Source organism: Mesorhizobium sp. WSM4310, from assembly GCF_007003935.1.
Lineage (GTDB): Bacteria > Pseudomonadota > Alphaproteobacteria > Rhizobiales > Rhizobiaceae > Mesorhizobium.
In genome coordinates this window covers 492,677-519,296 of the sequence record NZ_VFTA01000001.1, presented here as the reverse complement: position 1 = coordinate 519,296, position 26,620 = coordinate 492,677, and the positions used below count along the sequence as shown (strand labels likewise).

The 26,620-nt window shown below is 62.9% G+C and carries 26 protein-coding genes and 1 pseudogene; 13 read left to right on the top strand and 14 right to left on the bottom strand.

Annotated elements, in window-relative coordinates; all coding sequences use genetic code 11:
* Positions 1-9 precede the first annotated feature (9 nt).
* On the top strand, positions 10-594 hold the full coding sequence (locus tag FJV80_RS02430) for a DUF1214 domain-containing protein (RefSeq protein WP_095770780.1): 585 nt from the start codon (positions 10-12) through the stop codon (positions 592-594).
* The gene (locus FJV80_RS02425) at positions 587-1,156 is read left to right on the top strand and encodes a DUF1254 domain-containing protein (protein WP_095786531.1); all 570 of its coding nucleotides are present in this window, start codon (positions 587-589) and stop codon (positions 1,154-1,156) included. Before FJV80_RS02430 ends, FJV80_RS02425 begins: the two co-directional genes overlap by 8 nt.
* A 131-nt stretch (positions 1,157-1,287) precedes the next feature.
* Here the strand turns inward: FJV80_RS02425 and FJV80_RS02420 are convergent, their stop codons facing one another.
* Entirely contained in the window at positions 1,288-1,473 is a 186-nt protein-coding gene (locus FJV80_RS02420; protein WP_095770782.1) for a hypothetical protein, read from the bottom strand.
* A gap of 210 nt (positions 1,474-1,683) precedes the next feature.
* Here FJV80_RS02420 and FJV80_RS02415 point away from each other — a divergent pair, with 210 nt between their 5' ends.
* The gene (locus FJV80_RS02415) at positions 1,684-2,718 is read left to right on the top strand and encodes a hypothetical protein (protein WP_142875460.1); all 1,035 of its coding nucleotides are present in this window, start codon (positions 1,684-1,686) and stop codon (positions 2,716-2,718) included.
* On the opposite strand, the gene FJV80_RS02410 is transcribed toward FJV80_RS02415, so the two are convergent.
* The 3 genes from FJV80_RS02410 to FJV80_RS02400 form a co-directional block, all read right to left on the bottom strand.
* On the bottom strand, positions 2,696-3,043 hold the full coding sequence (locus tag FJV80_RS02410) for a DUF1491 family protein (protein ID WP_095770784.1): 348 nt from the start codon (positions 3,041-3,043) through the stop codon (positions 2,696-2,698). The two genes, FJV80_RS02415 and FJV80_RS02410, sit on opposite strands and share 23 nt — an antisense overlap.
* Before the next feature lie 83 nt (positions 3,044-3,126).
* Positions 3,127-3,939 carry a peptidoglycan-binding protein gene (locus FJV80_RS02405; RefSeq protein ID WP_142875459.1) on the bottom strand — a complete coding sequence of 271 codons (813 nt, stop codon included), beginning with the start codon at positions 3,937-3,939 and terminating at the stop codon, positions 3,127-3,129.
* Positions 3,914-5,662, bottom strand: a complete 1,749-nt coding sequence (locus FJV80_RS02400) for a HAMP domain-containing sensor histidine kinase (protein ID WP_142875458.1) — start codon at positions 5,660-5,662, stop codon at positions 3,914-3,916. The genes FJV80_RS02405 and FJV80_RS02400 overlap by 26 nt, the downstream gene beginning before the upstream one ends.
* A 533-nt stretch (positions 5,663-6,195) precedes the next feature.
* On the opposite strand from FJV80_RS02400, the gene FJV80_RS02395 reads away from it, so the two are divergent.
* The gene (locus FJV80_RS02395; protein WP_095791376.1) at positions 6,196-6,546 is read left to right on the top strand and encodes a DUF5330 domain-containing protein; all 351 of its coding nucleotides are present in this window, start codon (positions 6,196-6,198) and stop codon (positions 6,544-6,546) included.
* Positions 6,547-6,646: 100 nt separating this feature from the next.
* Complete coding sequence (locus FJV80_RS02390; protein ID WP_095770788.1) at positions 6,647-7,075, top strand: SufE family protein; 429 nt, start codon at positions 6,647-6,649, stop codon at positions 7,073-7,075.
* A gap of 82 nt (positions 7,076-7,157) precedes the next feature.
* Here FJV80_RS02390 and FJV80_RS02385 read toward each other — a convergent pair whose 3' ends face one another.
* Positions 7,158-7,583 (bottom strand): MucR family transcriptional regulator, encoded by a 426-nt coding sequence (locus FJV80_RS02385; protein WP_019857114.1) that lies wholly within the window; start codon positions 7,581-7,583, stop codon positions 7,158-7,160.
* Positions 7,584-8,030: 447 nt separating this feature from the next.
* A pseudogene (locus FJV80_RS02380) lies at positions 8,031-8,397 on the bottom strand (SH3 domain-containing protein).
* Positions 8,398-8,513: 116 nt separating this feature from the next.
* Here FJV80_RS02380 and FJV80_RS02375 point away from each other — a divergent pair.
* From FJV80_RS02375 to FJV80_RS02365, 3 genes are all read left to right on the top strand, one after another.
* Positions 8,514-10,637: a S9 family peptidase gene (locus FJV80_RS02375; protein ID WP_095770789.1), complete on the top strand. Its 2,124-nt coding sequence runs from the start codon at positions 8,514-8,516 to the stop codon at positions 10,635-10,637.
* On the top strand, positions 10,634-11,260 hold the full coding sequence (locus tag FJV80_RS02370) for a LysE family translocator (RefSeq protein ID WP_142875457.1): 627 nt from the start codon (positions 10,634-10,636) through the stop codon (positions 11,258-11,260). The genes FJV80_RS02375 and FJV80_RS02370 overlap by 4 nt, the downstream gene beginning before the upstream one ends.
* A 152-nt stretch (positions 11,261-11,412) precedes the next feature.
* Positions 11,413-11,802: an SET domain-containing protein-lysine N-methyltransferase gene (locus tag FJV80_RS02365; RefSeq protein ID WP_095791373.1), complete on the top strand. Its 390-nt coding sequence runs from the start codon at positions 11,413-11,415 to the stop codon at positions 11,800-11,802.
* A gap of 7 nt (positions 11,803-11,809) precedes the next feature.
* On the opposite strand, the gene FJV80_RS02360 is transcribed toward FJV80_RS02365, so the two are convergent.
* The 4 genes from FJV80_RS02360 to FJV80_RS02345 form a co-directional block, all read right to left on the bottom strand.
* Positions 11,810-12,757 carry a cytochrome c gene (locus FJV80_RS02360; RefSeq protein ID WP_142875522.1) on the bottom strand — a complete coding sequence of 316 codons (948 nt, stop codon included), beginning with the start codon at positions 12,755-12,757 and terminating at the stop codon, positions 11,810-11,812.
* Between the two features lie 9 nt (positions 12,758-12,766).
* On the bottom strand, positions 12,767-13,204 hold the full coding sequence (locus FJV80_RS02355; RefSeq protein ID WP_095770792.1) for a cytochrome c: 438 nt from the start codon (positions 13,202-13,204) through the stop codon (positions 12,767-12,769).
* 161 nt (positions 13,205-13,365) lie between these two features.
* The gene (locus FJV80_RS02350; RefSeq protein WP_095770793.1) at positions 13,366-13,965 is read right to left on the bottom strand and encodes a superoxide dismutase; all 600 of its coding nucleotides are present in this window, start codon (positions 13,963-13,965) and stop codon (positions 13,366-13,368) included.
* Between the two features lie 177 nt (positions 13,966-14,142).
* Complete coding sequence (locus tag FJV80_RS02345; protein ID WP_095770794.1) at positions 14,143-15,021, bottom strand: branched-chain amino acid aminotransferase; 879 nt, start codon at positions 15,019-15,021, stop codon at positions 14,143-14,145.
* A 154-nt stretch (positions 15,022-15,175) separates the two neighbouring features.
* Between FJV80_RS02345 and FJV80_RS02340 the strand changes: the two genes are divergently transcribed.
* Positions 15,176-15,835: a haloacid dehalogenase type II gene (locus tag FJV80_RS02340; RefSeq protein WP_142875456.1), complete on the top strand. Its 660-nt coding sequence runs from the start codon at positions 15,176-15,178 to the stop codon at positions 15,833-15,835.
* 174 nt (positions 15,836-16,009) lie between these two features.
* Positions 16,010-16,840, top strand: a complete 831-nt coding sequence (locus FJV80_RS02335) for a L,D-transpeptidase (RefSeq protein WP_095770796.1) — start codon at positions 16,010-16,012, stop codon at positions 16,838-16,840.
* Between the two features lie 62 nt (positions 16,841-16,902).
* Here the strand turns inward: FJV80_RS02335 and FJV80_RS02330 are convergent, their stop codons facing one another.
* Positions 16,903-18,450 carry a helicase HerA-like C-terminal domain-containing protein gene (locus tag FJV80_RS02330; protein WP_142875455.1) on the bottom strand — a complete coding sequence of 516 codons (1,548 nt, stop codon included), beginning with the start codon at positions 18,448-18,450 and terminating at the stop codon, positions 16,903-16,905.
* Between the two features lie 307 nt (positions 18,451-18,757).
* Here FJV80_RS02330 and FJV80_RS02325 point away from each other — a divergent pair, with 307 nt between their 5' ends.
* Positions 18,758-20,200, top strand: coding sequence for a methylmalonyl-CoA mutase (locus FJV80_RS02325; RefSeq protein WP_095770798.1), 1,443 nt, complete (start codon positions 18,758-18,760; stop codon positions 20,198-20,200).
* Positions 20,197-22,320: a methylmalonyl-CoA mutase gene (gene scpA / locus FJV80_RS02320; protein WP_142875454.1), complete on the top strand. Its 2,124-nt coding sequence runs from the start codon at positions 20,197-20,199 to the stop codon at positions 22,318-22,320. The genes FJV80_RS02325 and scpA overlap by 4 nt, the downstream gene beginning before the upstream one ends.
* Positions 22,321-22,331: 11 nt before the next feature.
* On the opposite strand, the gene greA is transcribed toward scpA, so the two are convergent.
* Entirely contained in the window at positions 22,332-22,805 is a 474-nt protein-coding gene (gene greA / locus FJV80_RS02315) for a transcription elongation factor GreA (RefSeq protein ID WP_064982947.1), read from the bottom strand.
* Positions 22,806-22,913: 108 nt separating this feature from the next.
* Between greA and FJV80_RS02310 the strand changes: the two genes are divergently transcribed.
* A complete protein-coding gene (locus FJV80_RS02310) occupies positions 22,914-24,290 on the top strand; it encodes a TIGR03808 family TAT-translocated repetitive protein (RefSeq protein WP_095770800.1) in 1,377 nt (458 codons plus the stop codon).
* Here the strand turns inward: FJV80_RS02310 and FJV80_RS02305 are convergent.
* Positions 24,283-25,287, bottom strand: a complete 1,005-nt coding sequence (locus FJV80_RS02305; RefSeq protein WP_142875453.1) for an asparaginase — start codon at positions 25,285-25,287, stop codon at positions 24,283-24,285. The two genes, FJV80_RS02310 and FJV80_RS02305, sit on opposite strands and share 8 nt — an antisense overlap.
* Before the next feature lie 125 nt (positions 25,288-25,412).
* Positions 25,413-26,579 carry an acetyl-CoA acetyltransferase gene (locus tag FJV80_RS02300; RefSeq protein WP_095770947.1) on the bottom strand — a complete coding sequence of 389 codons (1,167 nt, stop codon included), beginning with the start codon at positions 26,577-26,579 and terminating at the stop codon, positions 25,413-25,415.
* Positions 26,580-26,620: the final 41 nt, after the last annotated feature.

Genomic DNA, 26,620 nt, shown 5'->3' with positions numbered 1-26,620 from the left:
CGGCCCTTCATGCTCAAGAACGCCTTCCTGATGCTGCTTTCGCTTGCCATAGCCATTGGCGGCGGCGGCGCCAGCGTCTGGTATGCGCTGAAGATCCAGGACGGTGTCGGCGCCATCCGCATCGGCCAATGGACGGCCTTCCCCGACATCGGCACGCCAGCAGCCGATCCCTATTCGAAGGCTCGCGTGGCGCGCGAGGGCGTGCTTGCGCTCGGCCGCGCCGAAGGCCTGTCCTTCGTCGCGGAAAATGACGCTGCCGGCGACCAGCTCAAGCGGGAATGCAGCTACAGGATAGAGGGTGGATTCCCGACCGCCCGCTTCTGGACGCTCTATGCCGCCGATCAATCGCTCGGCGTCGTCGAAACCGGCAAGCCGCGGCTTGCCGCGCTTCAATCCTACGAGGTACTGCGCCAGGCCGACAATTCGGTGACCATCTCGGTCGGCCATCACCCCATGCCCGGCAACTGGCTTCTGACCAATGGTTCCGGACGGATGTATTTCGTCCTGACCTTCTACGACACGCCGATCGCCAGCAGCACCGGCCTGTCGGACGTCTCGCTGCCCAGGATCGTGAAGGCCGGCTGCGATGCGTAATGTCCTGGCCGCGCTACGCCGTCTTTTTCACGCCGTCCTGCTCGGTCTGGTCGGTGCCGGCATCGTCCACATCGTGGTGCTGCTTCTGGTGCCGGAATTTTCGGAACGCGATGCCTGGTCGCGACTGTCCATGGCATCCGACCTCTACCGGATGAACCGGCTCGATGCCGAGGCGGGCGGCGCGCCGGTGGTGAAATCGGTCGACCCGCTGTTCTACGCCGCGGCCTGCCGGTTCGATCTCGAGGAAGGCATGGTCCGGATCAAGGCGCCGGGGAACGTCCCCTTCTGGTCGGTGTCGGTCTATGACCGCAACGGCCACAACATCTATTCCTTCAACGATCATACGGCGAGCGACGGCAAGCTTGATGCCGTGGTGCTGACGCCGGCGCAGATGATCGATGTGCGCAAGGATTTGCCCGAGGACCTACAGGGAGCGATCTTCGTCGAAGCGCCGATCGACGAGGGCATCTTCGTCATCCGAAGCTTCGTTCCGGACGACAGCTGGAAGCCGATCGTGTCACGCTTTCTCGACCAGAGTTCCTGCGAGCTGCAGGATTTCTAGACCCTTTGACTTTGGCGCAATTCCCCAAGGAAGCACTGCGCGCTTTTCCCGGGAAAGCCGCTTCACACTTTTCCTGGAATTGCTCTGGCCAGAGGCGCAGAACTGACGGCCTGACGGACTAGGCCGCGGCTTCAGTGGTGCGGCACCGGCGTCCGTGGCGATCCCGGCTTGTCGGGGCCGGCGGGTCGAACTTCGCCGGTGCTGGACCGCTCATAACGGATGCCGGGAAAGATAATCACCGCCGCCGGTATTTCGGTGGTTTGCTTGGCTCGATTGGTCGGTGCCGCACGCGGCACGAAAGACAGTACCATGCCCATGATTCGCGCATTCCTCTCGGTTTCCCCGGAGCACAACGCAACGCCTCCAAATATCATTAAGGCCGGCAGAGGGTTAACGGAGCGCTAACGGATCACCGCTAACTTGAACTTTGTCTTGAGGTCAGGCGGTTCTGACCGGAGCAATCGCGAAACCGACACGGTCCCGGTTGAGCGTGGCCAAGGCTGTGTATCGAGTATCGGGTATCCTTCGTGTCATCTTCGGACTTCAGGCAAATCGCGATACGGACGGAATCGGGCAAGGCCGAGAGGCTGTTCCGCGCCGCGGTGTCGGCGTTCTGCTCGCTGACCCGCCCGTCACGGCGCGAGATCGGCCAGCTCGAAGACCTGACGCTGCCGCTGTTCGACGATGTGTCCGTCGAATCGCGACGGTACGTCGCCGCCGCCCTTTCCGAATGCGAATATGCGCCCGCAGCACTCGTGCGGCGCCTCTGCGAGGAACCGGTCGACATTGCCGCGCCGCTGCTGATCCGCTCACGCGCCGTCAGCGATATCGACCTCATCGCGCTGATCGGCAGGCACGGCCTGCCGCATGCGCGCGCCATAGCGCGCCGCAAGGGCCTGAACCCGACCATTGCCGACCTGATCAGGGCGCTCGAACGGCCGACACTGGTGCGGGTGCGGGAACCGGACGTGCAAGCCTCCACGGCGCCAACCGCCGCAGCCGCGAATGCTGAAACTGCCGAGGACAATGCTTCAAGCCAACAGTCTCCCGGCATTGCCGCCGAGAATGCGCGGCGCAGGCTGCGCTCGATGATGCGCACCGGCGACGAAGCATCGGCGGCGAGGGTCGATGCGTTTCCCGGCTCGGATACCTATGTCAAACTGCGCGAGACGGCGCTGACGGGAAACGCCGCGTTTTTCCAGACCGCGCTTGCGGACGCGCTCGACATTGATTTCGCGACCGCGCGCTCGCTGACTGCCGGCCAGAACTATGCATCATTGCTCGCGGCGCTGCGCTCGCTCGACTTCAGCGAAGACAGGGCCTTCCTGATCACGGTCGCCATCTATCCCAGCCTGTTCCCGCATCCCCAGGCCATCCGTACCTATCTCGACCGCTATCGCCTGCTACATCGCGATGTGGCTCTGGACCGGGTACGGGGATGGAAGGCCGAGGCCCTCTCCAGAATGGTTCGTGATGCGTCGCCCGCAAACAGCGACAGCCGCCAGACGTCGTACAGCGACGATGCCACCGCTCCCGCCCTCAGGGCGTCTTCACGGAAATAAGCTCCTCGACGGGAACGGTGCCGGCCTCGATCTCCACCACCCAGATATCGGGATCGAATTTCTTTTCCCTTTCAAGCCGGGCATCGAGCACGGCCGGATCATCGCCGGCGGTGAGAAGGCTGAAGAAACGGTCGTCGGGCTTGGCCGAATCGTAGCTTGTCTGCGGCGCCGGCCCGTAGAGGGCGACGTCACCCAGCCTACCCCGCGTCAGCACGAAAACAGCACCGGCCTCGGTCGCGCCGCGGTTGACCACGGCGGCAAATCCGCCGGCGCCGAAAACGCGGCGCAGCAAGGCAGAAACCCACAGATCCGATGTGACGCGCATGAGAAAGCTCCGAAAGCGTGCGGGCTATCTAGCGATAATTCCGCCGCTCGGCGAGCCGTCGTTTCGGCCTCGTCGGTCGGACCTCAATTGGTCAGACCGATCTCGCGCATCTTGACGTAGACGATCTCGTCGGGCTCGCCGGTCTGCGGCAGGCCGAACAGCGACTGGAATTCCTTGATCGCCGCCTTGGTGCGCGCGCCGACGACACCATCCAGCCGCATGTCGTCATTTCCGAACGCCTTGAGCCCGGCCTGGATCTTGACGATGCGGGGGTCGGGTCCCTGGGCCTGGGCGGCATCCGTCTGCCCGGCATTCGCCTGCCCGGAATTCGTTTGTCCAGAATTTGTCTGCAGGGACACCGGAACGGCGGCCTGCGTATCGGGGCGCGGCTGCGGTTTGGGCACGGAGGCGGTCTTCGGCGTTGCACCAAGCTGATCGAGCAACAGGGCATCGATCTCGCCCGAAGCGTTGAGACCGACCTTCTGCTGGTAGGCCTGTATGGCCTTGCGCGTGTTGGGGCCGGAAATGCCGTCGACCGTGCCGGAATAGAAGTCGAGGTCCTTCAATATGCCTTGCACCTGCTCGACCACCGGATCGCCCTTCATCGGTGCGGGCGCCGCATTGGGCCGCACGATGTTGATCGTCGTCTCCGGCTCGTCGGAGGCAGTGTGCGGAAACCCCTGGAAATTGCGGGTGACGAAGAACGCCCCGGCATGCGGGAAAGGCTGATACCACAGCGCATTCGCCGAGACATAGAACAGCGTCACCAGGAATGCCGTCGATCCGCCCACCAGGACGGGGTTGCGCGAAATCATCCCGCCGACGGCTATGGCGCCGTCCTGGAAGGCGTTGCTGCGGCGTTTGACCGCTTTAGGCTGTTTTGCGGAGCGAGCCATTTCTGTCCCCTTTCGCCCTCGTCACCGGCATCGTCAGAACCCCTGCCTCGTTCGCCGGGCGACCCTTCGGCCCGTTGACCGGCAGGCTGATGGTGACCGTGGTGCCCTCGCCCGGCATGCTTTCGATCGACATGGTGCCTTCGTGCAGCGCCACCAGCCCCTTCACCAGTGAAAGGCCAAGCCCGGTCCCCTCGAAACGGCGCGTATAGTCGTTCTGGATCTGCGTGAAGGGCTTGCCGAGATTGGCGAAATCCTCCTCGGCAATGCCGATGCCGGTGTCCCTGACCCAGAAATGCAGGCGCGAACCGATCCGCTTGGCGCCAACGACGACATTGCCGCCGTCGGGCGTGAACTTGATCGCATTGGAGACGAGATTGATCAGCATCTGCTGCACGGCGCGGCGATCGGCATTGATGTCGCCGGCGTCGGGAGCGATCTGCGTCTGCAGGTCGATGTTCTTGGCCTGCGCCTGCAGCCGCATCATCGACTGGCACATGTCGACGGCTTCCATGAACCGGAACGGCTCCGGGTCCGCCGTGTAGGCGCCCGATTCGATCCTCGAGACATCGAGTATGGATGTCACGACGGCCAGAAGATGCTGCCCTGAATCCCGCACCAGGGTGACATATTCCTTCTGGCGCGGATCCTTGAAGGCGCCGAACATCTCATGCAGCAGCATGTCCGAGAAGCCTATGATGGCGTTCAGCGGCGTGCGCAACTCATGGCTGACCACCGCCAGGAACCGGCCCTTGGCCACTTCCGCGGCGGCCGCCGCCTCATTGGCCTGCGCCAGTTCCTCACGAAGCCGGGCAGTCTCGCCATTCTCGCGCAGCACCAGCGTGAAGACGTCGCTCTGCTCCTCGCCACGCAGCAGTTCGAGCAGGAATGGCCGGTAATTGTCGGCCATCGAGCGCGTGTCATTCTGGCCATTGCCGTTCTGGGGCAGCCTGACGCGCAATTCGAGGCGGCGCGCAGCAGCACCATCGCGCATGTCGGCCAGGGCGCTGAGATAGGAGACACGGTCCGACAGATGGACACGGTCGAAGAAGCCGGTTCCGGAAAGCAGTTCCGGCGGCAGTTTCAAAAGCGTGCGTGCCTTGGCGGACGCATCGAGCACCTCGCCATGGCGGGCGACCCGCAGGATCACCGCATCGATGATGTCTTCCAGCCGATCGCCGGTATCGAGTGTATCGGCCGCACCGGCGCCACCGCGAAACGGCGACAGGCGCGGGATCAGCGTCAGCGCCCAGGCCAGCGGCACCAGCCAGTGCCAGGCCGCGATCTGCGCGCCCGCGAAGGGCAAGAAGGCCGCAGCCAGAGGCTGAAGGGCAATGGCGGGAATGGCCGAGACCGCTCCCCACAGGGCCGCACGCCGCGAAGCGCCGATCCACCAAGCTTCGAAGGGCAGCGCCACGGCAAGCACGGCGACGGGAGAACTCAACCCGCCGGCGGCCGCGATCAGACCGCCAAGGGCAACAGCCGCCATCGCCAGGACAATCGGTGCCGCCACGGGCATCTTGCCGGTAGCCGCCACCAGCAAGGCGACGAACCAGCACAGACCGAAGGCGGCGAAGATGGCGGCCATGGTCACAGCGGCGCCCATGCCTGATGTGACCAGCGTGACAGCGGCACCGGCGGCGAAGAATGGCGCTGCCAGCATGACACCGATGAAACGGCGTTGGCGCTCGCGGCCGCTCTGCCCGAGAATGGAGGGATGGACCATACGTTCGCAACCGGCGGCAATCGCGCCAGGCAATTCAGCGTATCTGGCCTTGATCGGCATCAACTCAACGCACTCGCACTCGTCGTGAACAGCTCTGCTTATGCAGATTGTTTTGATTGGCTCCGAAACTCTCATCCAGCGTTTAAGGAATGGATAAGGCAGGGCCGACCAAAGCCCGGCCCGTGGCAAATATCGGGATCGCGGCGGCCGAAAACCCGGGCAAATGCCGCCATAGTAAATGGAGGGTTATCTGCGAACGCCTGCCGTCACCGGATCATGGACTAGAAGAGAACCGGCCGAATTCCAAAAGAATCCAATGGAAACAGCAGGATACATAGTTATCAAGAGGTAACCAAAATCGTCCCGATATGAAACAAATCCATGGCAAAACGCTTCGTTTCGAATTTGCCTAAAATTTGAGGAAAATTGTCGCTGTGCGCGCAAGCCGTCCTTTGCGCCTGTGTGCCAACATCCTGCCCATAAAAGAGGTCATGCCATATGATGCATGATCCGGTCACGACGAGAGGCAAGGCATGTTCTTCCTGATAAGAATGGCTTTCTGGTTTTCACTGGTGCTGCTGGCGCTGCCGCTGAGTGTCGGTTCCGACGAGCCGGGGCAGGAAAGCGTCGGGCCGATCCAGGCCCTGTTCGCGGCACGCGACGCGGTGGGCGACATTGCCGGCATCTGCGAGCGCAAGCCCGATGTCTGTGAGACGGGCAAGTCGGCGATGCACACCATCACCGCGCGTGCCAAGGAAACCGCCAAGATCGCGGCAGCCATGCTGGACGACAAGTCCACCGGCCCCGATACCTCGACAATGACGGGCAGCGTGGCGGAAGAAATCGTCCTGCCCGAGACCGTCAACCTGCCGGTCAAGAATTAAGCCGTCTCGGCGGCGCACCGCGGGCCGTCTGCCCTCTCGACGCCCGCGGTGTCCTTGTTTTTTCCGTGACGCGGGGCCGCCGCGTGACTATATCCGGGTTATGACGACCACGATCCAGACGATCCGCGACGACTTCTCCTTCCTTGACGAGTGGGAGGACCGCTATCGCTACGTCATCGAGCTCGGCGAGGCGCTGCCTCCCTTTCCCGATGAGGAGCGCAATGCCGCCAACAAGGTCCCGGGTTGCGTCAGCCAGGTCTGGTTGACCACCGAACAGGGACCGGGCAGTGATCCGGTCATCACCTTCACGGGGGATTCGGACGCTCATATCGTGCGCGGTCTGGTCGCCATCATGCTGGCGCTGTTTTCCGGACGGACCGCCAGCGAAATCCAGAAAACCGATGCGGAAGCGACGCTGAAGGCACTTGGCCTGGACGAGCACCTGTCGCCGCAGCGCGCCAATGGCCTTCGCTCGATGGTCAAGCGCATCAAGCGCGATGCCGAGATGGCACTCAAGCAGACCGCCTGACGCCCTCCGGCCAGCCTGTTCCGCAAAATCAAACGGCGCCCGAAGGCGCCGTCGATGTCGGTTCGACCTGAGGGAACAGCGACTACCGCGCCTTGCGCTTGCGGCCAAGGCCCATCTTCTTGGCGAGCTGCGAGCGGGCTGCCGCATAGTTCGGAGCAACCATCGGATAGCTCGGGTCGAGGTTCCACTTTTCGCGATACTGCTCCGGCGTCAGATCATAGTGGGTCATCAGGTGACGCTTGAGCGACTTGAATTTCTTGCCGTCTTCAAGGCAGACAATGTAATCGTCATGAACCGAGCGCTTCGGGTTGACAGCCGGCTTCTGCTTGTCGGCAGGGGGCTGTTCGGCGGTTCCGCCCACACGCCCGAGAGCGGCATGGACATCGGATATGAGGTTCGGCAATTCGCCGACCGGCACGGGGTTGTTGCTGACATAAGCGGCCACCACATCGGCGGTCAGCTCGATCAGCGCATCGTTGTTTCTGGAAGGTGTTTCGACAATATCCATGGTCTTCAGGCCCCAACAAGAGTTACGTCGGTATGCGCCCTTTTTTACAGGCAGGGCATCGCACGAATTTTGAGCAGGTAGTGTTTCTACGATTCGTGTCGTGGGCACATCAATGCGACCATGGAGCAAGTAAGTCAATTCTCCCTTTGCATTATATTTAGGAAAGTTGATCAACTATTCGCCAGTCAGCTTCAATCTTTCGTGCATCATGTAATTTTTCGATATTTCGTCCGCCAAACCGGTTCCGCGTGACGATACGTCAGCTGAGCGTTACATTCGCGATAACTCACAAAGCAATTTTCAATGCTCTGGTTTGCTTTGCCAGGGCGCCGTCAATCTTGGTTGTTCACATCTGTCCACAAAACCATAGGTTGCCTCTCATCTTTTTCGCGGACAACCAGGCGACATGTCCCGCCGGCCGCATCACGATCAATCGACGACCGTCGATCAATACGGGGCGATGTACTTGCCATAGGCCCAGCCGATGACGAAAGCGCCGTTCTTGGCCGGGTCGTGCCAGACCTCGCACCAGCGATAGCGAACCGTCTGGTGGCTTCCATGCCGGTTGATTGGCGATGTCGAGCAGGTTTACGCCGCCGGTGCATCGCCCGGTCATCTGCAGGATGACCCCGTTCGGGTATGCGGCCTGCTTCTGGGAGATGCCGGAGGGATATTTGCGCACGTTGAGCGTGTCGCCGAACGGCACATTGGCCACTTGCCAAGCCGCGAATACGGTCGCATGAGACTGGCCGGCAAAGACCAGAGTCAGCGAAGCAACGGCGAAAGTCGCAGCGATCCGAGATCGAATAGTCATCATCCTTCCTCCCGGCCCACCTCATGGAGCCGACACACCTCCACGTTACGGACCCTTGAACCCACGCTGATCGGCGTGTTCATTCATCATTCAAGATAGCTCCCAAGCGAGACGCAATGACCGAGACTTCCCGATTTCCGATCGTCAGCCCGCCGACACCGCAGAAGCGGCCGGTTTACGACACGCATCACGGCATCACGCGAACCGATGAATATGCCTGGCTGCGGGCCGACAACTGGCAGGAGATGTTTCGGGACCCTTCCCTGCTCGATGCCGGCATCCGCGCCGAACTCGAAGCCGAGAATGCCTACCAGTCAAAGTTGATGGCCGATACTTCAGACCTGCAGAAGCAGCTTTTCAAGGAGATGAAGGGCCGCATCAAGGAAGACGATTCTTCCGTTCCGATGAAGGACGGGGCCTATGCCTATGGGTCTTCCTTCAAGCTCGGCGGCGAGCAGCCGCGCTATTTCCGCATGCCGCGCGCGGGCGGAACCGAGCAGATCCTGCTCGACGGCGACCTCGAGGCGCAAGGCAAGCCCTATTTCCGGCTCGGCGGTGTTGACCATTCGGCCGATCACCGCAGGCTGTTGTGGGCCTTCGACGACAAGGGTTCCGAGTTCTACACGCTGCGCGTGCGCGACCTTGCCGATGGCAAGGACCTGGCGGACCGGATTCCCGCGACAGGCGGCTCGGGCGTGTGGGACGCTGGCAATGACGGGTTCTTCTATACGCGCCTCGACCCCAACCACCGGCCCTCGAAGGTGCTGTTCCACGCGCTTGGACAAGACCCTGAAGCCGACCGCCTGATCTATGAGGAAACCGATCCGGGCTTCTTCATGAATGTTGACGGCACCCGCGACAACCAATGGATCATGATCGGCATCAACGATCACGAGACCTCGGAATATCGCCTGTTGAGCGCCAGCGATCCGTTTGCCGAACCCAGACTGGTTGCGGCGCGTGAGACCGGCCTTCAATATGAGATGGAGGAAGGCGGCGACATCTTCTTCATCCTGACCAATGCGGACGGCGCCAAGGACTTCAAGATCATGACGGCGCCGGCAAGCGATCCGGTCCGCGCCAACTGGCGGGAGCTGGTGCCGCATGAACCGGGCCGGCTGATCCTGTCGGTGATCGGCTTCAAGGACCATATGGTCCGGCTCGAGCGCAAGGAGGGACTGCCGCGCATTGTCGTACGCGACCGCACCAGTGGCGAAGAGCATCTTCTGTCTCTCGATGAGGAGGCTTTCTCGCTCGGCCTGTCGGGCTCCTATGAATACGACACCGAGATCATGCGCTTTTCCTATTCGTCGATGACGACGCCGGCGCAGGTGTTCGACTACAATATGCGCACCCGCGAACGGGCCTTGCTCAAGACCCAGGAAGTCCCATCCGGCCATGATGCGGACCATTATGTCACCAGGCGGCTGATGGCGCCCGCCGCCGATGGCGAGTTGGTGCCGATCTCGCTTCTGCATCATCGCGACACGCCGCTCGATGGATCGGCACCTTGCCTGCTTTACGGCTACGGCTCCTACGGCATCACCGTGCCGGCCGCCTTCAACACCAACTGCCTGTCGCTGGTCGACCGCGGCTTCGTCTACGCCATCGCTCATGTGCGCGGCGGCAAGGACAAGGGTTACGGCTGGTATGATGACGGCAAGCGGGCGCACAAGATGAACACGTTTACGGATTTCATCGCCTGCGCGCGCCATCTCGTTGCCGAGCGCTATACCGCGCATGACCGCATGGTCGCGCAAGGCGGCTCGGCCGGCGGCATGCTGATGGGTGCCATCGCCAATATGGCGCCGGACTGTTTTGGCGGCATCGTCGCCGAAGTTCCCTTCGTCGACGTGCTCACCACCATGCTCGACGCGACCTTGCCGCTGACGCCGCCGGAATGGCCGGAATGGGGCAATCCGATCGCGTCGGCCGATGACTACCGCACCATCGCCGCCTACTCGCCCTACGACAATGTCGCGGCCCTCGACTATCCGCCGATCCTGGCGCTCGCCGGCCTCACCGATCCGCGCGTCACCTATTGGGAACCGGCCAAATGGGTGGCGCGGCTGCGCGACCGCAAGAGCGGCAACAATCCGGTGCTGTTCAAGATCAACATGGATTCCGGCCATGCCGGCGCGTCCGGCCGGTTCTCACGCCTGGAAGAAATCGCCTATACCTATTCCTTCGCGCTGAAGGTGACGGGAAAGGCGCGGCTTGCCGAGGAGACGCTCAAATGATCGATCTGTCCACGTTGATTGCCTATATCGCCGTCGTGCTCGGCTTTGTCTTTATCCCGGGTCCGGCCACGCTGTTGACGATCGCCCGGGCGACGAGTTCGGGAACGAAGGTCGGGATCGCGACCGGCGCCGGGATCGCCGCTGGCGACATATTTCACACTGTCATGGCGATGGTCGGCATTTCGGCGATCATCGCCACGTCGGCGACGCTTTTCAGCATCGTAAAATACATCGGCGCGGCCTACCTCGTTTACCTCGGCATTCGCGCCATCATCGAGAAAACGCCGACCGACCCCTCCGCCGGCGCGCTCGCGATCTCGGCCGGCAAGGCGTTTCGGCAGGCTGTCCTGACCGAAGTGCTCAACCCCAAGACTGCGCTGTTTTTCCTGGCATTCCTGCCTCAGTTCGTGCGGCCCGAAAACGGAACGGTGATGCTTCAATTGGCCGTATTGGGAATTATCTTTGTCGTGCTCGGTCTTTTCAGCACGGTCGTCTTTGCCGTGAGCGCCGGTCGCCTCGGCTCCTTCCTGCGTCGAAATCCGACCGTGCTGAAATGGCAGGGCAAGGTTGTCGGCGGCATATACTGTGCCTTGGGCGTCCGCCTGGCCTTGCAGCAACGCTGAGGCTCCGGATAGCACGTTCACTTTTGGATTTGGCAATCATGACTTTTTGAATTCCGCATTGCTCATTTCCACTCGCAATTGCGATGGTCGCGCGTTAACCCAAGGTACGACTTTCCCGGGCGCCGAAGCCCGCACTCGCACAAGGGTCCATTATGCTGCTCGTCGACGTCTATCTCGACAAATCGCCGATCCAGGGCATCGGCGTCTTTGCCAAGCACCCCATCCCCAAGGGCACGCTGATCTGGAAGCTCGACCCCCGCTTCGACCGGATCATCGACGTCGAAACCTATGAGGGCGAGAGCGGGCCGGTGAAGAACTATCTCGACCGCTATTCCTACCCGGACCGGCGCGATCCGGCCTATATCGTCTTCGAAGCCGACGACGCCCGCTACATGAACCATGACGACGAGCCGAATTGCGATGTCTCCTCACCCGAGGAGACCTATGCCTTGCGCGACATCGCACCCGGCGAGGAACTGACCTGCAACTACAACCACTTCTTCGAGACAGGATTCGATTTCCTCGGCGATCGGCACCTCTAGTCGACAATCAGCTCGCCGGCTTGCGCGCGGGATAACCGTTCGGATGCGGCGGCACAGCCTTGAGATAGGCGGCGATCGCGGCCCGGTCCCCTGCTGTCAGCTCGGCCATGTTGCGCTGGACGTCAACCATCGCGCCGCCGACGGAATCGAAATCGGGCGTGAAGCCGGTTTCGAGGTAGTTGGCGATGTCGGCTTCCGACCAATTGGCGAGGCCGCCCTTGCCCGATGTGATGTTGGGCACGATGCCTGAGCCCTCGGCCGCCACGGCACCCGCCAGCCAGTCGCCTTTCTTCGTCCCGCCTGCGAAGTCACGTGGCGTGTGGCATTCGCCGCAATGACCCGGCCCCTCGACCAGATAGCGGCCGGCTACCACCGGGTCAGGTGCGCTACTGGCCAAGGCAACAACAGGCTGGTTGTTGAGATAAAGCCGTTTCCACAGGCCGATGCCGCGACGGATGTTGAAGGGGAAACCGAGCGAATTGTCCGGCGCCTTGCCGGCGACGGCGGGCAGCGTCTTCAGGAAGGCATAGAGATCGGCAATGTCCGACGGTTTCATGCGGGTATAGGACGCGTAGGGAAAGGCCGGATAGAAATGCTCGCCGGACGGCGAAACGCCCTTGAGCATGGCGTTGGCGAGATCGTCGACCGACCACGCACCAATGCCGTCCTTTGGGTCTTGCGAAATGTTGGGCGGGACAAAGGTGCCGAACGGCGTCTTGAGTTGGAGGCCGCCGACCAGCTGAAGCCGGCCATCGCCCTGCGAGCCCGGCTTCGCATGGCAGGAGGTGCAGCCGCCGGCATAGAAAATGCGCTTGCCCTTGATCGCGTCGCCCGGCCCGAGTTGCGCCAGGGCCGCGGCATCGAGCTTGACCGGCGCCGACAGCAGCCAACCGCCGACCGCGCCGACGCCGCCCAGAATGATGGCCGTGCCGACGAGCTTCTTCAGCCATGCCATATCAGGCAATCAGCCCTTCTTGACCCTGTAGCCCTGATGGCAGGTGCCGCAATCCGAACCGATGGCGCCGACTTGCGCCTTCAGCGCGTCGACATCGGCGGGAGCCGCCGCGACCGCGGCCTTGACGTTGGACAGATACTTGTCCTCGGCGGCCTTGAAGCCGGCCGTGTCTTCCCAGATTTTCGGCCCCGCCGTGGTGTCGCCGGCATCGCTGCCTTTCGGGAACAACGCATCGACGTCGAACTTCTCGGCATTCGCCTGCAACGCCTGCAGCTGCGTCAGCACGGCGCCGGCATCAAAGGAGTCCTCGCCCTTGGCGACCTTCGCCAAGCCGCCGACGATCTTTCCGCGTTCCTTCATCAGAGCCTGCCGGTCGATGATCGGATCGGCAAAGGCCGCCGAACCGGCGAAGGCGAGCATTGAGATGGCGATGACAAGCTTTCTCATTCATTTGGCTCCGTGATGAAGGTATTTGGGACACGACGTTAACGGATGCGGCGGAGGGAATATTCCCTCTGCTTGGATGGTTTTTCCGGGCCTTCGCAGCCACTGATATCGGCACAGAAAAAGAAAAGCCCCGGGATTGCCGGGGCCTTTCTGATTGTCGATTACTTCGCCTTGTCGTAGAGCTCCAGCACATGATCCCAGTTGATCAGGCTGTCGACGAATGCCTCGAGATATTTCGGGCGGGCGTTGCGGTAGTCGATGTAATAGGAGTGTTCCCAGACGTCGACGCCGAGGATCGGCGACGCGCCATGGACGAGCGGGTTTTCGCCGTTCGGGGTCTTCGAGATCGCCAGCTTGCCGTCCTTGACCGAAACCCAGGCCCAGCCCGAACCGAACTGCGTCGTGCCGGCTGCGATGAAATCAGCCTTGAATTTGTCGTAGCCGCCGAGATCGCTGTCGAAAGCCTTCTGCAGCGCGCCCGGCAGCTTGTTGCCGCCGCCGCCCTTCTTCATCCACTTCCAGAAATGGATGTGATTGTAGTGCTGCGCGGCATTGTTGAAGAGACCGGCATTCTTGCCGAACGACTGCTTGACCACCTCTTCGACCGACAGATCGCCCATTCCGGCCTCGGCAGCCAGCTTGTTGCCATTGTCGACATAGGCTTTGTGATGCTTGTCGTGGTGATATTCCAGCGTCTCTTTCGACATGTAAGGCTGCAAGGCCTCATAGTCGTAGGGCAGAGCGGGCAATTCAAAAGCCATGGGTAGTACTCCCTCGTGGAAAAAATCCGGTGTGGATACCGGATTAAGATAGGACTGGATTGAGCTGGAACAACTCCGGAAGTGAAGCGCCGGTTCCCTTTCTAGGCGGGTTCCGGAAAACTGTCACACGGTTTTCCTGCGGCGAAGCGCGCAGCCACAAAAGGCCGAACCAGCGCGTCAGCCGGCCGACGGCGAATGCGCCCAATCCCAATAAAGCTCGCGCGCCTTCTTGGCCACCGGGCCGGGTTGCAGATTGCGATCCTCGATGCGGGTGATCGGCACCACCTTGGAGTGGTTGCCAGTCGAAAAGATTTCGTCCGCTTCGAGGAAATCGCGCACCGACAGCGTCTTTTCCGTCGTCTTGAATCCGTACTCGCCCAGCAGCGTCATCGTGCGCGAGCGTGTGATGCCGGACAGGAACGTGCCGTTCGGCGCCGGCGTCAGCACGTGTCCATCCTTGACCAGGAAGATGTTGGAGCTTCCGGTCTCGGCGACGTTGCCCAGCATGTCCAACACCAAAGCATTGTCGAAGCCGCGCATCTTGGCTTCGAGGATGGCGCGGCCATTGTTGGGATAGAGGCACCCGGCCTTGGCGTTGGTCGGCATGGTTTCGATCGTCGGGCGCCGGAACGGCGACACCGTCACCGAAAACCCGGTCGGCGAGATCATCGGCGATTCATAGAGGCAGAGGCAAAAACGGGTCGAAGCGGGATCGGCCGGCACGCCCATGTAGCCGCCATGCTCGGCCCAATACATCGGCCTGATATAGACCGCCGTCTTGCCATCGAACTTCTTCAATCCGTCCCAGGTCAGCCCGACGATCTGTTCGGGCGACATGTTCGGCTTGAGGCCGAGCGCGATCGCCGAGGCGTTCACCCGCCTGGCATGGAGGTCGAGGTCGGGCGCCACGCCCTCGAACCAGCGTGCCCCGTCGAACACGCTGGTGCCGAGCCACATGGCGTGGCTGCGCGGGCCTAGAATGGCGACATTGCCCTCGTACCAGTCGCCGTCGACGAAAGTCCATGTCGCGGATTGCGCCGCTGCCGCCAGTGTCATCGCGTTATCCCGTTCCGATCAATCTTGTGTGACAACATTGGATGATGCTTTGGCCGTCGCCGTCAACGGGCATTGGGGAGTTTTGTTGATGCCAGCGGCGCAGCGGTGCAATCAAGGCTTGCACCTTGCCTCGCCTCGCCTCAAAACTGTCGCCATGCAATACGCCGCCTATGTTTTCGACGCCTACGGCACGTTGTTCGACGTGCATGCCGCCGTGCGCCGGCATGCCGACCGGATCGGCCCGGACGGCCAATTGCTGTCCGAAATCTGGCGCGCCAAACAGCTCGAATATTCCTGGGTGCGCTCGCTGATGGGCGCCTATGCCGATTTCTGGCAGCTGACCGAGCAGGCGCTCGACTTCGCCTTGCGCAAGGTTCCCTCCGCCGATCCCGGCCTCAGGACAAAACTGCTGGAAGCCTACTGGCGGCTGGACTGCTACCCGGAGGTACCGGCCGTGCTGAAGGCACTCAAGGCCTCCGGAGCCAGACTGGCGATCCTCTCGAACGGCTCGCCCGAAATGCTGGAAGCGGCGGTCAAATCGGCCGCGCTCGATCAGGTTCTGGACGACATCTATTCGGTCGATACGGTGCGGCGCTTCAAGACCGACCCGGCGGTCTATGACATGGTTGCCACCGGCTGGCGCCTCTATCCCGGCGCGGTGTCCTTCCAGTCCTCCAATCGCTGGGACATTGCCGGCGCCACCAAATTCGGCTTCCGTACCGTATGGATCAACCGCTCCAATCAGCCCGAGGAATACCGGGATTTTCCGCCGGCCCTGATCCTGCCGACCCTCGAGGCGTTGGTCAACGCCTGAGCTGTCGAGCTGTGACCCAGGTGCCACAGTGGCGGCGCAGTCACAGCTTCGCCTTTGTTTGTCCACGTTCGGGCCAGAATCGGAACCGCCTATCGCCTCAGGTGTTGTCAGGCACCCGCGTGGCGGCAAGCGTATTCACGCTTTGTTGCAATTTGAGTCCTAAAGAAGGCAGCCATGTCCATAACCGAAATCGAATCCTATCGCCTGAGCCGTCGCGGCTTTCTCAACGCCGCAGCATTGGGCGCCGCATCGATCGCGGTTTCTGCATGCGCCACCACCGGGCCGGGACCGGTCGAGCCTCCGCCGCCGACCTATGTCGAGCCGCCGCTCGCCGACTATGCGTCGATGTACGCGGCCGTCAGCGATGGCGGCTTCGACCTGCCGGCCATCCCCTTCGACAGGATCGATCCGCAGTTCCTGCGCCAGATCGTTCCCGACCCGACCGGGCAGAAGCCGGGAACCATCGTCGTCGATACGACGGGCCATTTCCTCTATCTGGTTCGTCCGGGCGGCCAGGCCATCCGCTACGGCGTCGGTCTCGGCCGTGCCGGCTTCGAATGGTCGGGCGACGCCGTCGTCCAGTGGAAGCAGAAATGGCCGAAATGGACGCCGCCGGATGAGATGATCGCCCGGCAGCCGGAATTGAAGCCATACAGCGCCGACAATGGCGGCATGCCTGGCGGGTTGAAGAACCCGCTCGGCGCGCGCGCGCTCTATCTCTTCCAGGGCAATGTGGACACGCTTTACCGCCTACACGGCTCGCCGGAATGGAAGTCGATCGGCAAGTCGGTGTCGTCGGGCTGCGTGCGCCTGATAAACCAGGACATCATCGACCTCTATGACCGCGTGCCCTCGAAAACCCCTGTGATCGTGACCAGCGATGCCAGCCAGCCAATGGCGGCGGCGGCAACGGCGAACCACAAGGCGATCCCGATCGACGCCGGCGTGCCGGACGGATCGGTGCTGCTCGGCCCGGTCAAGGCGGTGACGGACGCGATCTTCTGATCCGACAGCGCCTATACAGATGCTTAGGGCCCCGCGTTCAAGAGAACGCGCGGCGCTAAGGTCTAACGGCCTCTCGATAGGCTTCCCAAAATCCCGCGCACGATCGCGCGTCCGACCGACGAGCCGACCGAGCGCACCACCGACTTGATCGCTGCCTCCGCCACGGTCTGGCGATTGGAGGGGCGCGGCGCCGGCGCGCGGCGGCCGCCGGACTGCGGCGCGGGATCGTCATTGCCGAAACCCGGTATGGTCCAGCGCGAGCCGCCTGTGCCTGCCTGCTGCGCCTGCTGCTCGGCGTCCTGCGCGTCGTTGGCCTTTTTCTGCAGGATCTCGAAGGCCGATTCGCGGTCGATGACCTGATCATACTGGCCAGTGACCGGACTTTCCGCGATCAGCTTTTGCCGCTCGGCGGGGGTTATGGGTCCAAGCCGCGACGACGGCGGCCGGATCAGCGTGCGCTGGACCATGGACGGCACGCCCTTGGCCTCCAGCGTCGAGACCAGCGCCTCGCCGGTGGCGAGCTGGGTGATGGTGATGGCACAGTCGAAATCCGGATTGGGGCGGAACGTTTCCGCCGCCGTCCGAACCGCCTGCTGCTCACGCGGCGTATAGGCGCGCAGCGCGTGCTGGACGCGGTTGCCGAGCTGGGCCAACACCTTTTCCGGGATATCCAGGGGGTTCTGCGTGACGAAATAGACGCCGACGCCTTTCGAGCGGATCAGGCGGACCACCTGCTCGACGCGGTCGATCAGCACCTTCGGCGCCTCGTCAAACAGCAGATGCGCCTCGTCGAAGAAGAACACCAGCTTCGGCTGGTCGGGATCTCCCACTTCGGGCAGTTCCTCGAACAGCTCCGACATCAGCCAGAGCAGGAAGGTCGCGTAGAGGCGCGGGTTCATCATCAGCTTGTCGGCGGCCAGCACGCTGACGGCGCCCCTGCCGTCACGCGTGGTGCGCATGATGTCGGAGATGCGCAGGGCCGGCTCGCCGAAGAAGTTGGCCGCGCCCTGTTGCTCCAGCACCAGCAGCGTGCGCTGGATGGCACCCACCGATGGCTTGGTGACGTTGCCGTAGCGCGCGCTGATCTCCTCGGCGCGCTCGGCGATGTTGGCAAGCAACGCCTGCAGGTCCTTGAGATCGAGAAGCAGCAGGCCTTCTTCATCGGCAATGCGGAAGGCAATGTTCATGATGCCCTCCTGCGCGTCGGTCAGGTTCATCAGCCGCGACAGGAGAAGCGGTCCCATTTCCGAAATGGTGGCGCGGATGGGGTGGCCCTGCTCGCCGAACAGGTCCCAGAAGATGACGGGGAATTCCTGGAAGTCGTAAGGGTCGAGCTTGACCTGCGCGGCCCGCTTGACCAGGAAATCCTGCGCCGTGCCCATCATCGCGATACCGGACAGGTCGCCCTTGATGTCAGCGCAAAACACCGGCACGCCGGCATTCGAAAAACCTTCGGCCAGGATCTGCAAGGTGACGGTCTTGCCGGTGCCGGTGGCACCGGTCACCAGGCCGTGGCGATTCCCATATTGCAGCAGCAGTTGCTCCGGGCGCTGATAGCTGTCGTCGGGCTTGCGGCTGGCGCCGATGAAAATACTGGTGTCGTCAGCCATATGTCGGGTCTCCGCAAACTGATGTGTCAAAAGCCAGCCTTTGCCCGAAGGTATAGTGAGGCTGTTGCACAGCGACAATGCCAATTGTCCAGAGCGGGGCCAACCGTCCCGATCAGGCCTATCGTCGAAATCGGATTTTGGAACTTGCGGATTTTGCTGGTGTTTGGCAATCGTTCATGGTTCGTCCATGCAAGCCGACCTATATCAGGTGGATCGAATTCAGGCTCGGGATGCGCATTGCGATAACCGACCGGGAACCGTAGACTGAACCGCCCGGCTGGTGCGGCCATATGAACGAGGAAGATGGATGGGCGCCGGAGCCTTGACCAAGGATGTTGAACCAGTTGGCGCCGAGCGCCAGCGATGGCTGGCCCTGGCGGAAAAGGCACTGGCAGGCGCGTCCTTCGAGGAAAAGCTGGTTTCGCACACCGACGACGCCATCCGCATCGAGCCCCTTTATGACCGCGCGACCGGGGCCGAACCGCTCGTGCGCACGAATCCCCGATCGCCCTGGATTGTCAGCCAACGCGTCGACGATCCCAACGTCGATCGCGCCAAGGCCCAGGTTCTGGACGATATCGCGCAGGGCGCGACAGGACTGTCGCTCGTCTTCGAAGGCGCCCCGAACGCATTCGGCTACGGCCTGCCGAGGACTGCTCAGGCGCTGGAAACAGTGCTGGAGGGCGTGCCTCTCACTCGGATCCAGATCCGCATCGACACGCACCCGTGGAGCCGCCCCATGGCCGACTGGCTGGTGGCGTTCCTCAGCAAGCGCCGCTCCGATCCGGCAAAGCTCAACCTGTCCTTCGGCATCGATCCGGCGGCGATCCTTGCCGGCACCGGCCGGCTGCGCATGTCGATCGAGGCGCTGCAGGAATCGATGCCCCAGTCGCTGGCGCATTTCTTCTCGATGGGCGTTCCCGGCGTGCTGCTGGAAGCGGACGGCCGCGTCTTCCACAATGCCGGCGCCACGGAAGCGCAGGAACTCGGCATCATGCTGGCTTCGGCGGTCTCATATCTCAGAATGTTCGAGAAGGCACGGCAACCGCTGGTCTATGCCGCGCCGCATATCGGCTTCGCGCTCAGCGTCGACCAGGACCAGTTCCTCTCGATGGCCAAAGTGCGGGCCTTGCGCGTTCTGTGGGCACGTGTGCAGGAGACCTGCTCGATCCCCAACTCCACGGCCAACATCCATGCGGAGACATCATTCCGCATGATGACGGCGCTGGATCCCGAAACCAACATCCTGCGCACGACGATCAGCTGCTTCGCGGCGGCGGCTGGAGGAGCCGATTCGATCTCCATCCTGCCGCACACGATGGCGCACGGCCTGCCGGCGCCTTTTGCCCGCCGCGTCGCGCGCAACGCCCAGTTGATCATAGCCAATGAAAGCCATGTCGATCACGTCGCCGATCCCGCCTATGGGTCCGGCGCGGTCGACGCGCTTACGGCAGACCTTTGCGAAGCCGCCTGGGCGGAGCTGCAGGCGATCGAGGCCGAAGGAGGCGTATTGTCGAGCCTGAGGGACGGACACATCCAACAGCGCGTTCACGCCGCGGCCGCCCGGCGCGACGCCGCCTTCAAGGCGGGTGAGCGGGCCATCATCGGCACCACACTTTATCCGCAGAAGAGCGAGCGCCCGGTCGAGACGCTGGATGCAAAGCAGCGGCCTGCCTTCACCGAAGGCGTCGTGCTGTGCGAACCGCTGTTTCCGGTCCGCATCGACCAATCCATCGGGGCCGCCTCTTGATTCCGGATTTCAGTCAAATCGGCTGGGCGCCGCCGCGCCGCGCGCCTGTCGAGGTCAAGGGCCAGCGGACGACGCCGGAAGGGCTTGTCGTCAAGCATCTGTACAATCAGGGCGACCTCAAGGGCCTGCCGCATCTCGACACCTATCCGGGCCTGCCGCCCTTCGTTCGCGGCCCCTACCCGACCATGTATGTCCAGCAGCCCTGGACGATCCGGCAATATGCCGGCTTCTCCACGGCCGAAGAGTCCAATGCCTTTTACCGGCGCAATCTCGCCGCCGGCCAGAAAGGATTGTCGGTCGCCTTCGATCTCGCCACGCATCGCGGCTATGACAGCGACCATCCGCGCGTTGCCGGCGATGTCGGCATGGCGGGCGTCGCCATCGATTCCATCCTCGACATGCGGCAGCTGTTCGACGGCATTCCGCTCGGCGACATGACGGTGTCGATGACGATGAACGGCGCTGTGCTGCCAATCATGGCGCTTTACATCGTCGCGGCGGAAGAACAGGGCGTTGCGCAGAAGGATCTGGCAGGCACCATTCAGAACGACATTCTGAAGGAGTTCATGGTCCGCAACACCTACATCTATCCGCCAAAACCCTCGATGCGGATCGTGTCGGACATCTTCTCCTACACGTCGAAGAACATGCCGAAGTTCAATTCGATATCGATCTCCGGCTATCACATGCAGGAAGCCGGTGCGACAGCCGACCTGGAGCTCGCCTATACGATCGCCGACGGCATCGAATATGCCCGCGCCGGTGTCGCGGCGGGCCTCGACATCGACCGCTTCGCGCCGCGCCTGTCATTTTTTTGGGCGATCGGCATGAACTTCTTCATGGAAGTGGCCAAGCTCAGGGCCGCGCGCCTGCTGTGGGCGACGCTGATGAAGAAGAATTTCGCGCCGAAGGACGAGCGCTCGCTGTCGCTGCGCACCCATTGCCAGACGTCCGGCTGGTCGCTGACGGCGCAGGACCCCTACAACAACATCATCCGCACCATGATCGAGGCGATGGCGGCGACCCAGGGGCATACCCAGTCGCTGCACACCAACTCCTTCGACGAGGCGATGGCGCTGCCGACCGACCATTCGGCGCGCATCGCCCGCAACACGCAGCTCATCCTGCAAAAGGAGTCCGGCACCACGCGCATCATCGATCCGTGGGGCGGCTCGGCCTATCTGGAACGGCTGACGCATGATCTGGCAGCGCGCGCACTGAGCCATATCGAGGAAGTCGAGGCTCTCGGTGGCATGGCCGCCGCGACCGAACAAGGCATTCCGAAGCTGCGCATCGAGGAAGCGGCGGCGCGCACGCAGGCCCGCATCGACTCGGGCGAGCAGATGCTGGTCGGCGTCAACGCGCATCGCCCCGAGAACGACATCGAGGTCGATGTGCTCAAGATCGACAATGCCGAGGTCAGGGCCCGGCAACTGTCGAAGCTGCAACGGCTGAAGGGCACGCGCGATGTCGCTGCGGTGGAAAGCGCGCTCGATGCGCTGACCCGCGCCGCGCAAGGCAATGAGAACCTCCTGGAGTTCGCCGTCCGCGCCGCGCGGGCCAATGCCACGGTCGGCGAAATCTCGCTTGCGCTGGAACGGGCCTTTGGCCGCCACGTTGCAACGGTGCAGACCATTTCCGGCGTCTATCGCAAGGCGCTTGGCGACAATCCCGTGGTCGACGGGCTGCAGGACAAGATTAGCGCTTTCGAGAAGAAAAACGGCGGCAAGCCGCGCATCCTCGTTGCCAAGATGGGGCAGGATGGCCACGATCGTGGGCAAAAGGTGATCGCCACCGCTTTCGCCGATCTCGGCTTCGACGTCACCGTCGGCGCGATGTTCCAGACACCGGAAGAGATCGCCAAACTGGCGGTCCAGCATGACGTCCATATCATCGGCGCCTCATCGCTGGCGGCGGGACACCTGACACTGATCCCTCAATTGCGCGATGCGCTGAAGAAACTCGGCCACGGCGACATGCTGATCGTCGCCGGCGGCGTCATCCCGCCGCAGGACTATGACGCGGTGCTGCAGGCGGGTGCCGCGGAAATCTTCCCGCCGGGAACCGTTATTCCGGAAGCAGCGGATCGGCTGATGGATAGGCTGCTGGCAGCCAACTAGGCTATGCTGCCCTAACTGTCCGAAAGCTTGACGATTTCCCATTCCTTGCCGTTGACCGCGGCCACGTCGCCGACCTTCTTGCCGAACAGCGCGACGGCCATGGGCGAAACATGCGAAATGCTTCCCTTGGTAGGATCGGCCTCGTCCTCGCCGACAATCTTCCAATGCACTTTCTTGCCATCGTCGCCTTCCAGCGTGACGCCCATGCCGAAGCGGACGACGTCGCTGCCGGGCTCCGGCACGGAAAGCTCGGCGTTTTCGCGCCGCGCCGTCCAGTAGCGTAGATCGCGTGACACCACCGCGATGCGCTCGCGATCGGCTTTCTTCTCGGCTTTCGCCAGAACGTCGCGCAGATCGGCCAGATTCTCCTCGATCTGCGCCAGGCCGCGTTCCGTCACAAGATTGCGATGCGTGCTGATCGGCCGCTCGCCGACGCCGGCGATGGCATTCTCGCTGTCTTCTTCGCGGGTAAAAGCTCTGCTCATTGGCTGAACCTAGGCCTTGAGCGCCTGCTCTACAAGTCATTGTGAAAACGAACAGAACGTTTGGCACGATTCCTGCGACGTCAGGTTGAACGCTGGGATTCTGTGCCGATGTTGAACAGACGAACGCTGCTAACCGGAACCGCCGGCTTTGCCGTTGTGGGCCTCGCGCTCGGCAAGGCGGCGGCCGCCGGCCTGACCGGTATCGAAAAAGCCTCGATGCGCGGTTCCATCAATGCCACCGAACTGGGCGTGCAGCCCGGCACGTTCGACGACCAGAGCAAGGCCTTCGCCAAGCTGCTGCGCGACGCGAACAGCCGGGACATGCCGGTGTTCCTGCCGGCGGGCACCTATGTGGTATCCAATCTCTCGCTGCCCAGCCGCGTTCGCCTTTCCGGCGTGCCGGGCGCGACGCGGATCGTCTATGGCGGCGACGGTCATCTCTTCATGGCCGAACAGGCCGACCATATCGAACTGAGCGGGCTGGTCTTCGACGGTTCGAACCGCTCGATGGGCGACTATGCGCAAGGGCTACTCGATCTTCGACGGGTCGGCCATCTCGTTTTCGACAATTGCCAGATAACCGGCAGCGGCAAGAACGGGCTGGCGCTGGAACATGCGACAGGCCGCATCGAGCGCTCCGCCATATCGGGCGCGGCGGACGCCGGCATCTATTCGGTCGAGGCGGCTGGACTGACGATATCAGCCAACACGGTCTCCGACTGTGCCAATGGCGGCATCCTCGTGCATCGCTGGCAGGCGGCCGAAGACGGCACGATGGTCACGGGCAACCGTGTCGAACGCATCGGCGCGCGCAGCGGCGGGACCGGCCAGAACGGCAATGGCATCAACGCCTTCCGTGCCGGCAACGTCATCATCTCGGGCAATGTCGTCTCGGATTGCGCTTTCTCGGCGATCCGCGCCAACAGTTCCAGCAATCTGCAGATTTCCGGCAATACCTGCTCGCGCTCGGGCGAGACCGCGGTCTATTCCGAATTCTCGTTCGAGGGTGCGGTCATCAGCAACAACATCGTCGACGGCGCGGCCAACGGCATCTCGATCGTCAACTTCAACGAAGGCGGCCGCATGGGTGTCTGCTCAGGCAACATCGTGCGCAATCTGTCGACCAGCGGGCCCTACACCGCCGATCCGCCCGGCTTCGGCGTCGGCATCGGCGTCGAGGCAGACACCATCGCTTCCAACAACGTCATCGAGAACGCGCCGCTCTATGGCATGTCGATCGGCTGGGGACCGTATCTGCGCAATGTCGTGGCGACGGGCAACATCATCCGCAAGGCCGGGACAGGCATCGTCGTCAGCGTGGTAGAGGGTGCGGGCACTGCCGTCATCTCCGACAACGTCATCGACGGCGCGTTGAACGGCGCCGTGATCGGCCAGCGCTGGGCCGAGCCGGTGACGTCAGACCTCACCCAGCTAAGCAGCAGCGGCTTTGCGCATTTGACCGTTGAGCGCAACCGCGTCAGTTGAGGGCGGCAGTCGGCCTCACCGCGCCTACCTTGGCTCCGATCCGGCTTTGGATCGGCGCATTTGCCAGTTCGATGAGTTTCGCCGCCAGGGCCTCGTCCGAACGCAGCAGCTTGGCGAGGACGGCGGCGACCATGGCTTCACTGGCGCGGTGGGCGCCATCATCGCATTTGAGCGCGATACCGAGGCCTAGTTCCGGAATTGCGGCACAGTGGACACCTTCGGCGCCGCCTTTCGCAAAAATCCGCCCAGGTGCTGCCTCCATCAGCGCGACGTCCTCGCGGCCTGTGCCGGCGACAAAGAAAGGCTCCGCCATGCAGGCAGCCAGCAGCCGCTTTGCCGCCTTGGCCCGCTCGGGGCCGAAACCATTTGCCGTGGCCATGCGGGCAAAGCCGCGCGCGAAGCTCCTGAGCGGCACCGCATAGGTCGGGATCGAGCAGCCGTCGGTCGCCCGCTCATCGGCGCCATGGATAGCACCCGTGACCGACTGCATCGCGTCGCGCACCATTTCCTGCAAGGCATGGCCCGCCTTGACGTAGCCACTGTGCGCAATGCCGGAATGCACGCAGGTGCAGAGAAAGCCGGAATGTTTGCCGGAGCAATTGTTGTGCAGCGCATTTGGAGAACCGCCGGCTCGCGCGAGTGCAATCTCGGCGGCATGGCTCGAGGGCCAGTGCGCGCCGCATTCGAGCGCGGACCCGTCGAGCCCGGCCCTGGCCAGCATCGATCGCGCCAGTTCGATATGCTCCGGTTCGCCCGAATGCGAGGCGCAGGCCAGCGCCAGCTCGCGGTTGCCAAAGCCATAGGCATCGGCGGCACCGGTTTCGACCAGCGGCAAGGCCTGGATGGCCTTGACCGCCGAACGCGGGAACACTGGTTTCGAGGTGTCGCCGATCTCCAACACCGGTTTGCCGTCGGCGTCGAAAACCGCGACTGCACCGCGATGCGCGCTCTCGACGATCGCGCCGCGCAGGACCTCGATCAGAACCGGATTTGCCATGCCACCTCCCGCGGCGCATGACCTCGAAAATCGAAATCGATCGCGGGGTCATGCGCAAAACCAAAGTGTTACAGCGTCCTTTGCGCGCCCCAAAAAGGCGCGTGGCGCTGTAATGTCGGGGCGGTTTACCTGATCCGGTCGAGAATGGAAACGTAGTTGGCGACCGCAGCGCCACCCATGTTGAAGATGCCGCCAAGCTTCGCGCCGGGCACCTGGATGCCGCCGGCTTCGCCGACAAGCTGCATGGCGGTCAAGACGTGCATGGAGACACCGGTGGCGCCGATCGGGTGGCCCTTGGCCTTCAGCCCGCCGGAGGGATTGACCGGCAGGCGGCCGTCCTTGGCCGTCGTACCATCGAGCGCCAGCTTCGCGCCCTCGCCGGGCTTGGCGAGGCCCATCGCCTCGTATTCGATCAGTTCGGCAATGGTGAAGCAGTCGTGCGTCTCGACAAAGGACAGGTCGTCGAGTGTCACGCCGGCGTTCTTCAGCGCACGGGTCCAGGCCTGTTCGCAGCCCTCGAAAGCCAGGATGTCGCGCTTCGACATTGGCAGGAAATCCTGCACATGCTCGTTGGCGCGGAAGGCGACGGCGCGGCGCATCTTCAGGGCGGTCGCCGTGTCGGCAAGGATAAGGGCGGCAGCGCCGTCCGAGACCAGCGAGCAGTCGGTGCGCTTGAGAGGACCGGCGACGAAGGGGTTCTTCTCGCTCTCCTGCCGGCAGAATTCATAGCCGAAATCCTTGCGCATCTGTGCATAGGGATTGTCGACGCCGTTCTTGTGGTTCTTGGCAGCGATCATCGCCAGCGCGTCCGACTGGTCGCCATAGCGCTGGAAATAGGCCTGCGCGATCTTGCCGAAGACGCCGGCAAAGCCCGCCGGTGTCTCACCATCCTCTGGTAGATAGGACGCTTTCAGCAGGTTCTTGCCAATCTCGGGTCCCGGCGTCGTCGTCATCTGCTCGGCACCGACCACCAGCACGATGCGGGCAGCGTTGGCGTCGATGGCACGGATGCCTTGCCGGACCGCCGCCGATCCCGTGGCGCAAGCGTTCTCGACACGCGTTGCCGGCTTGAAGCGCAGCCGGTCGTCGGCCTGAAGCACCAGGCTCGCGGTGAAATCCTGCGCCGAGAAGCCGGCGTTGAAATGGCCAAGCACGATCTCGTCGACCTCCTCCGGGCCGATGCCGGCATGGTCGAGCGCATCCGTCGCGACCTTGACGATGAGGTTTTCGAGCGTCTCGCCCTCGAGCTTGCCGAAGCGCGAATGCGCCCAGCCAACGATGCATACGGTCATTGCAATCTCCATCCTTGGCGCCATGCAAGGTGTATTGGGAT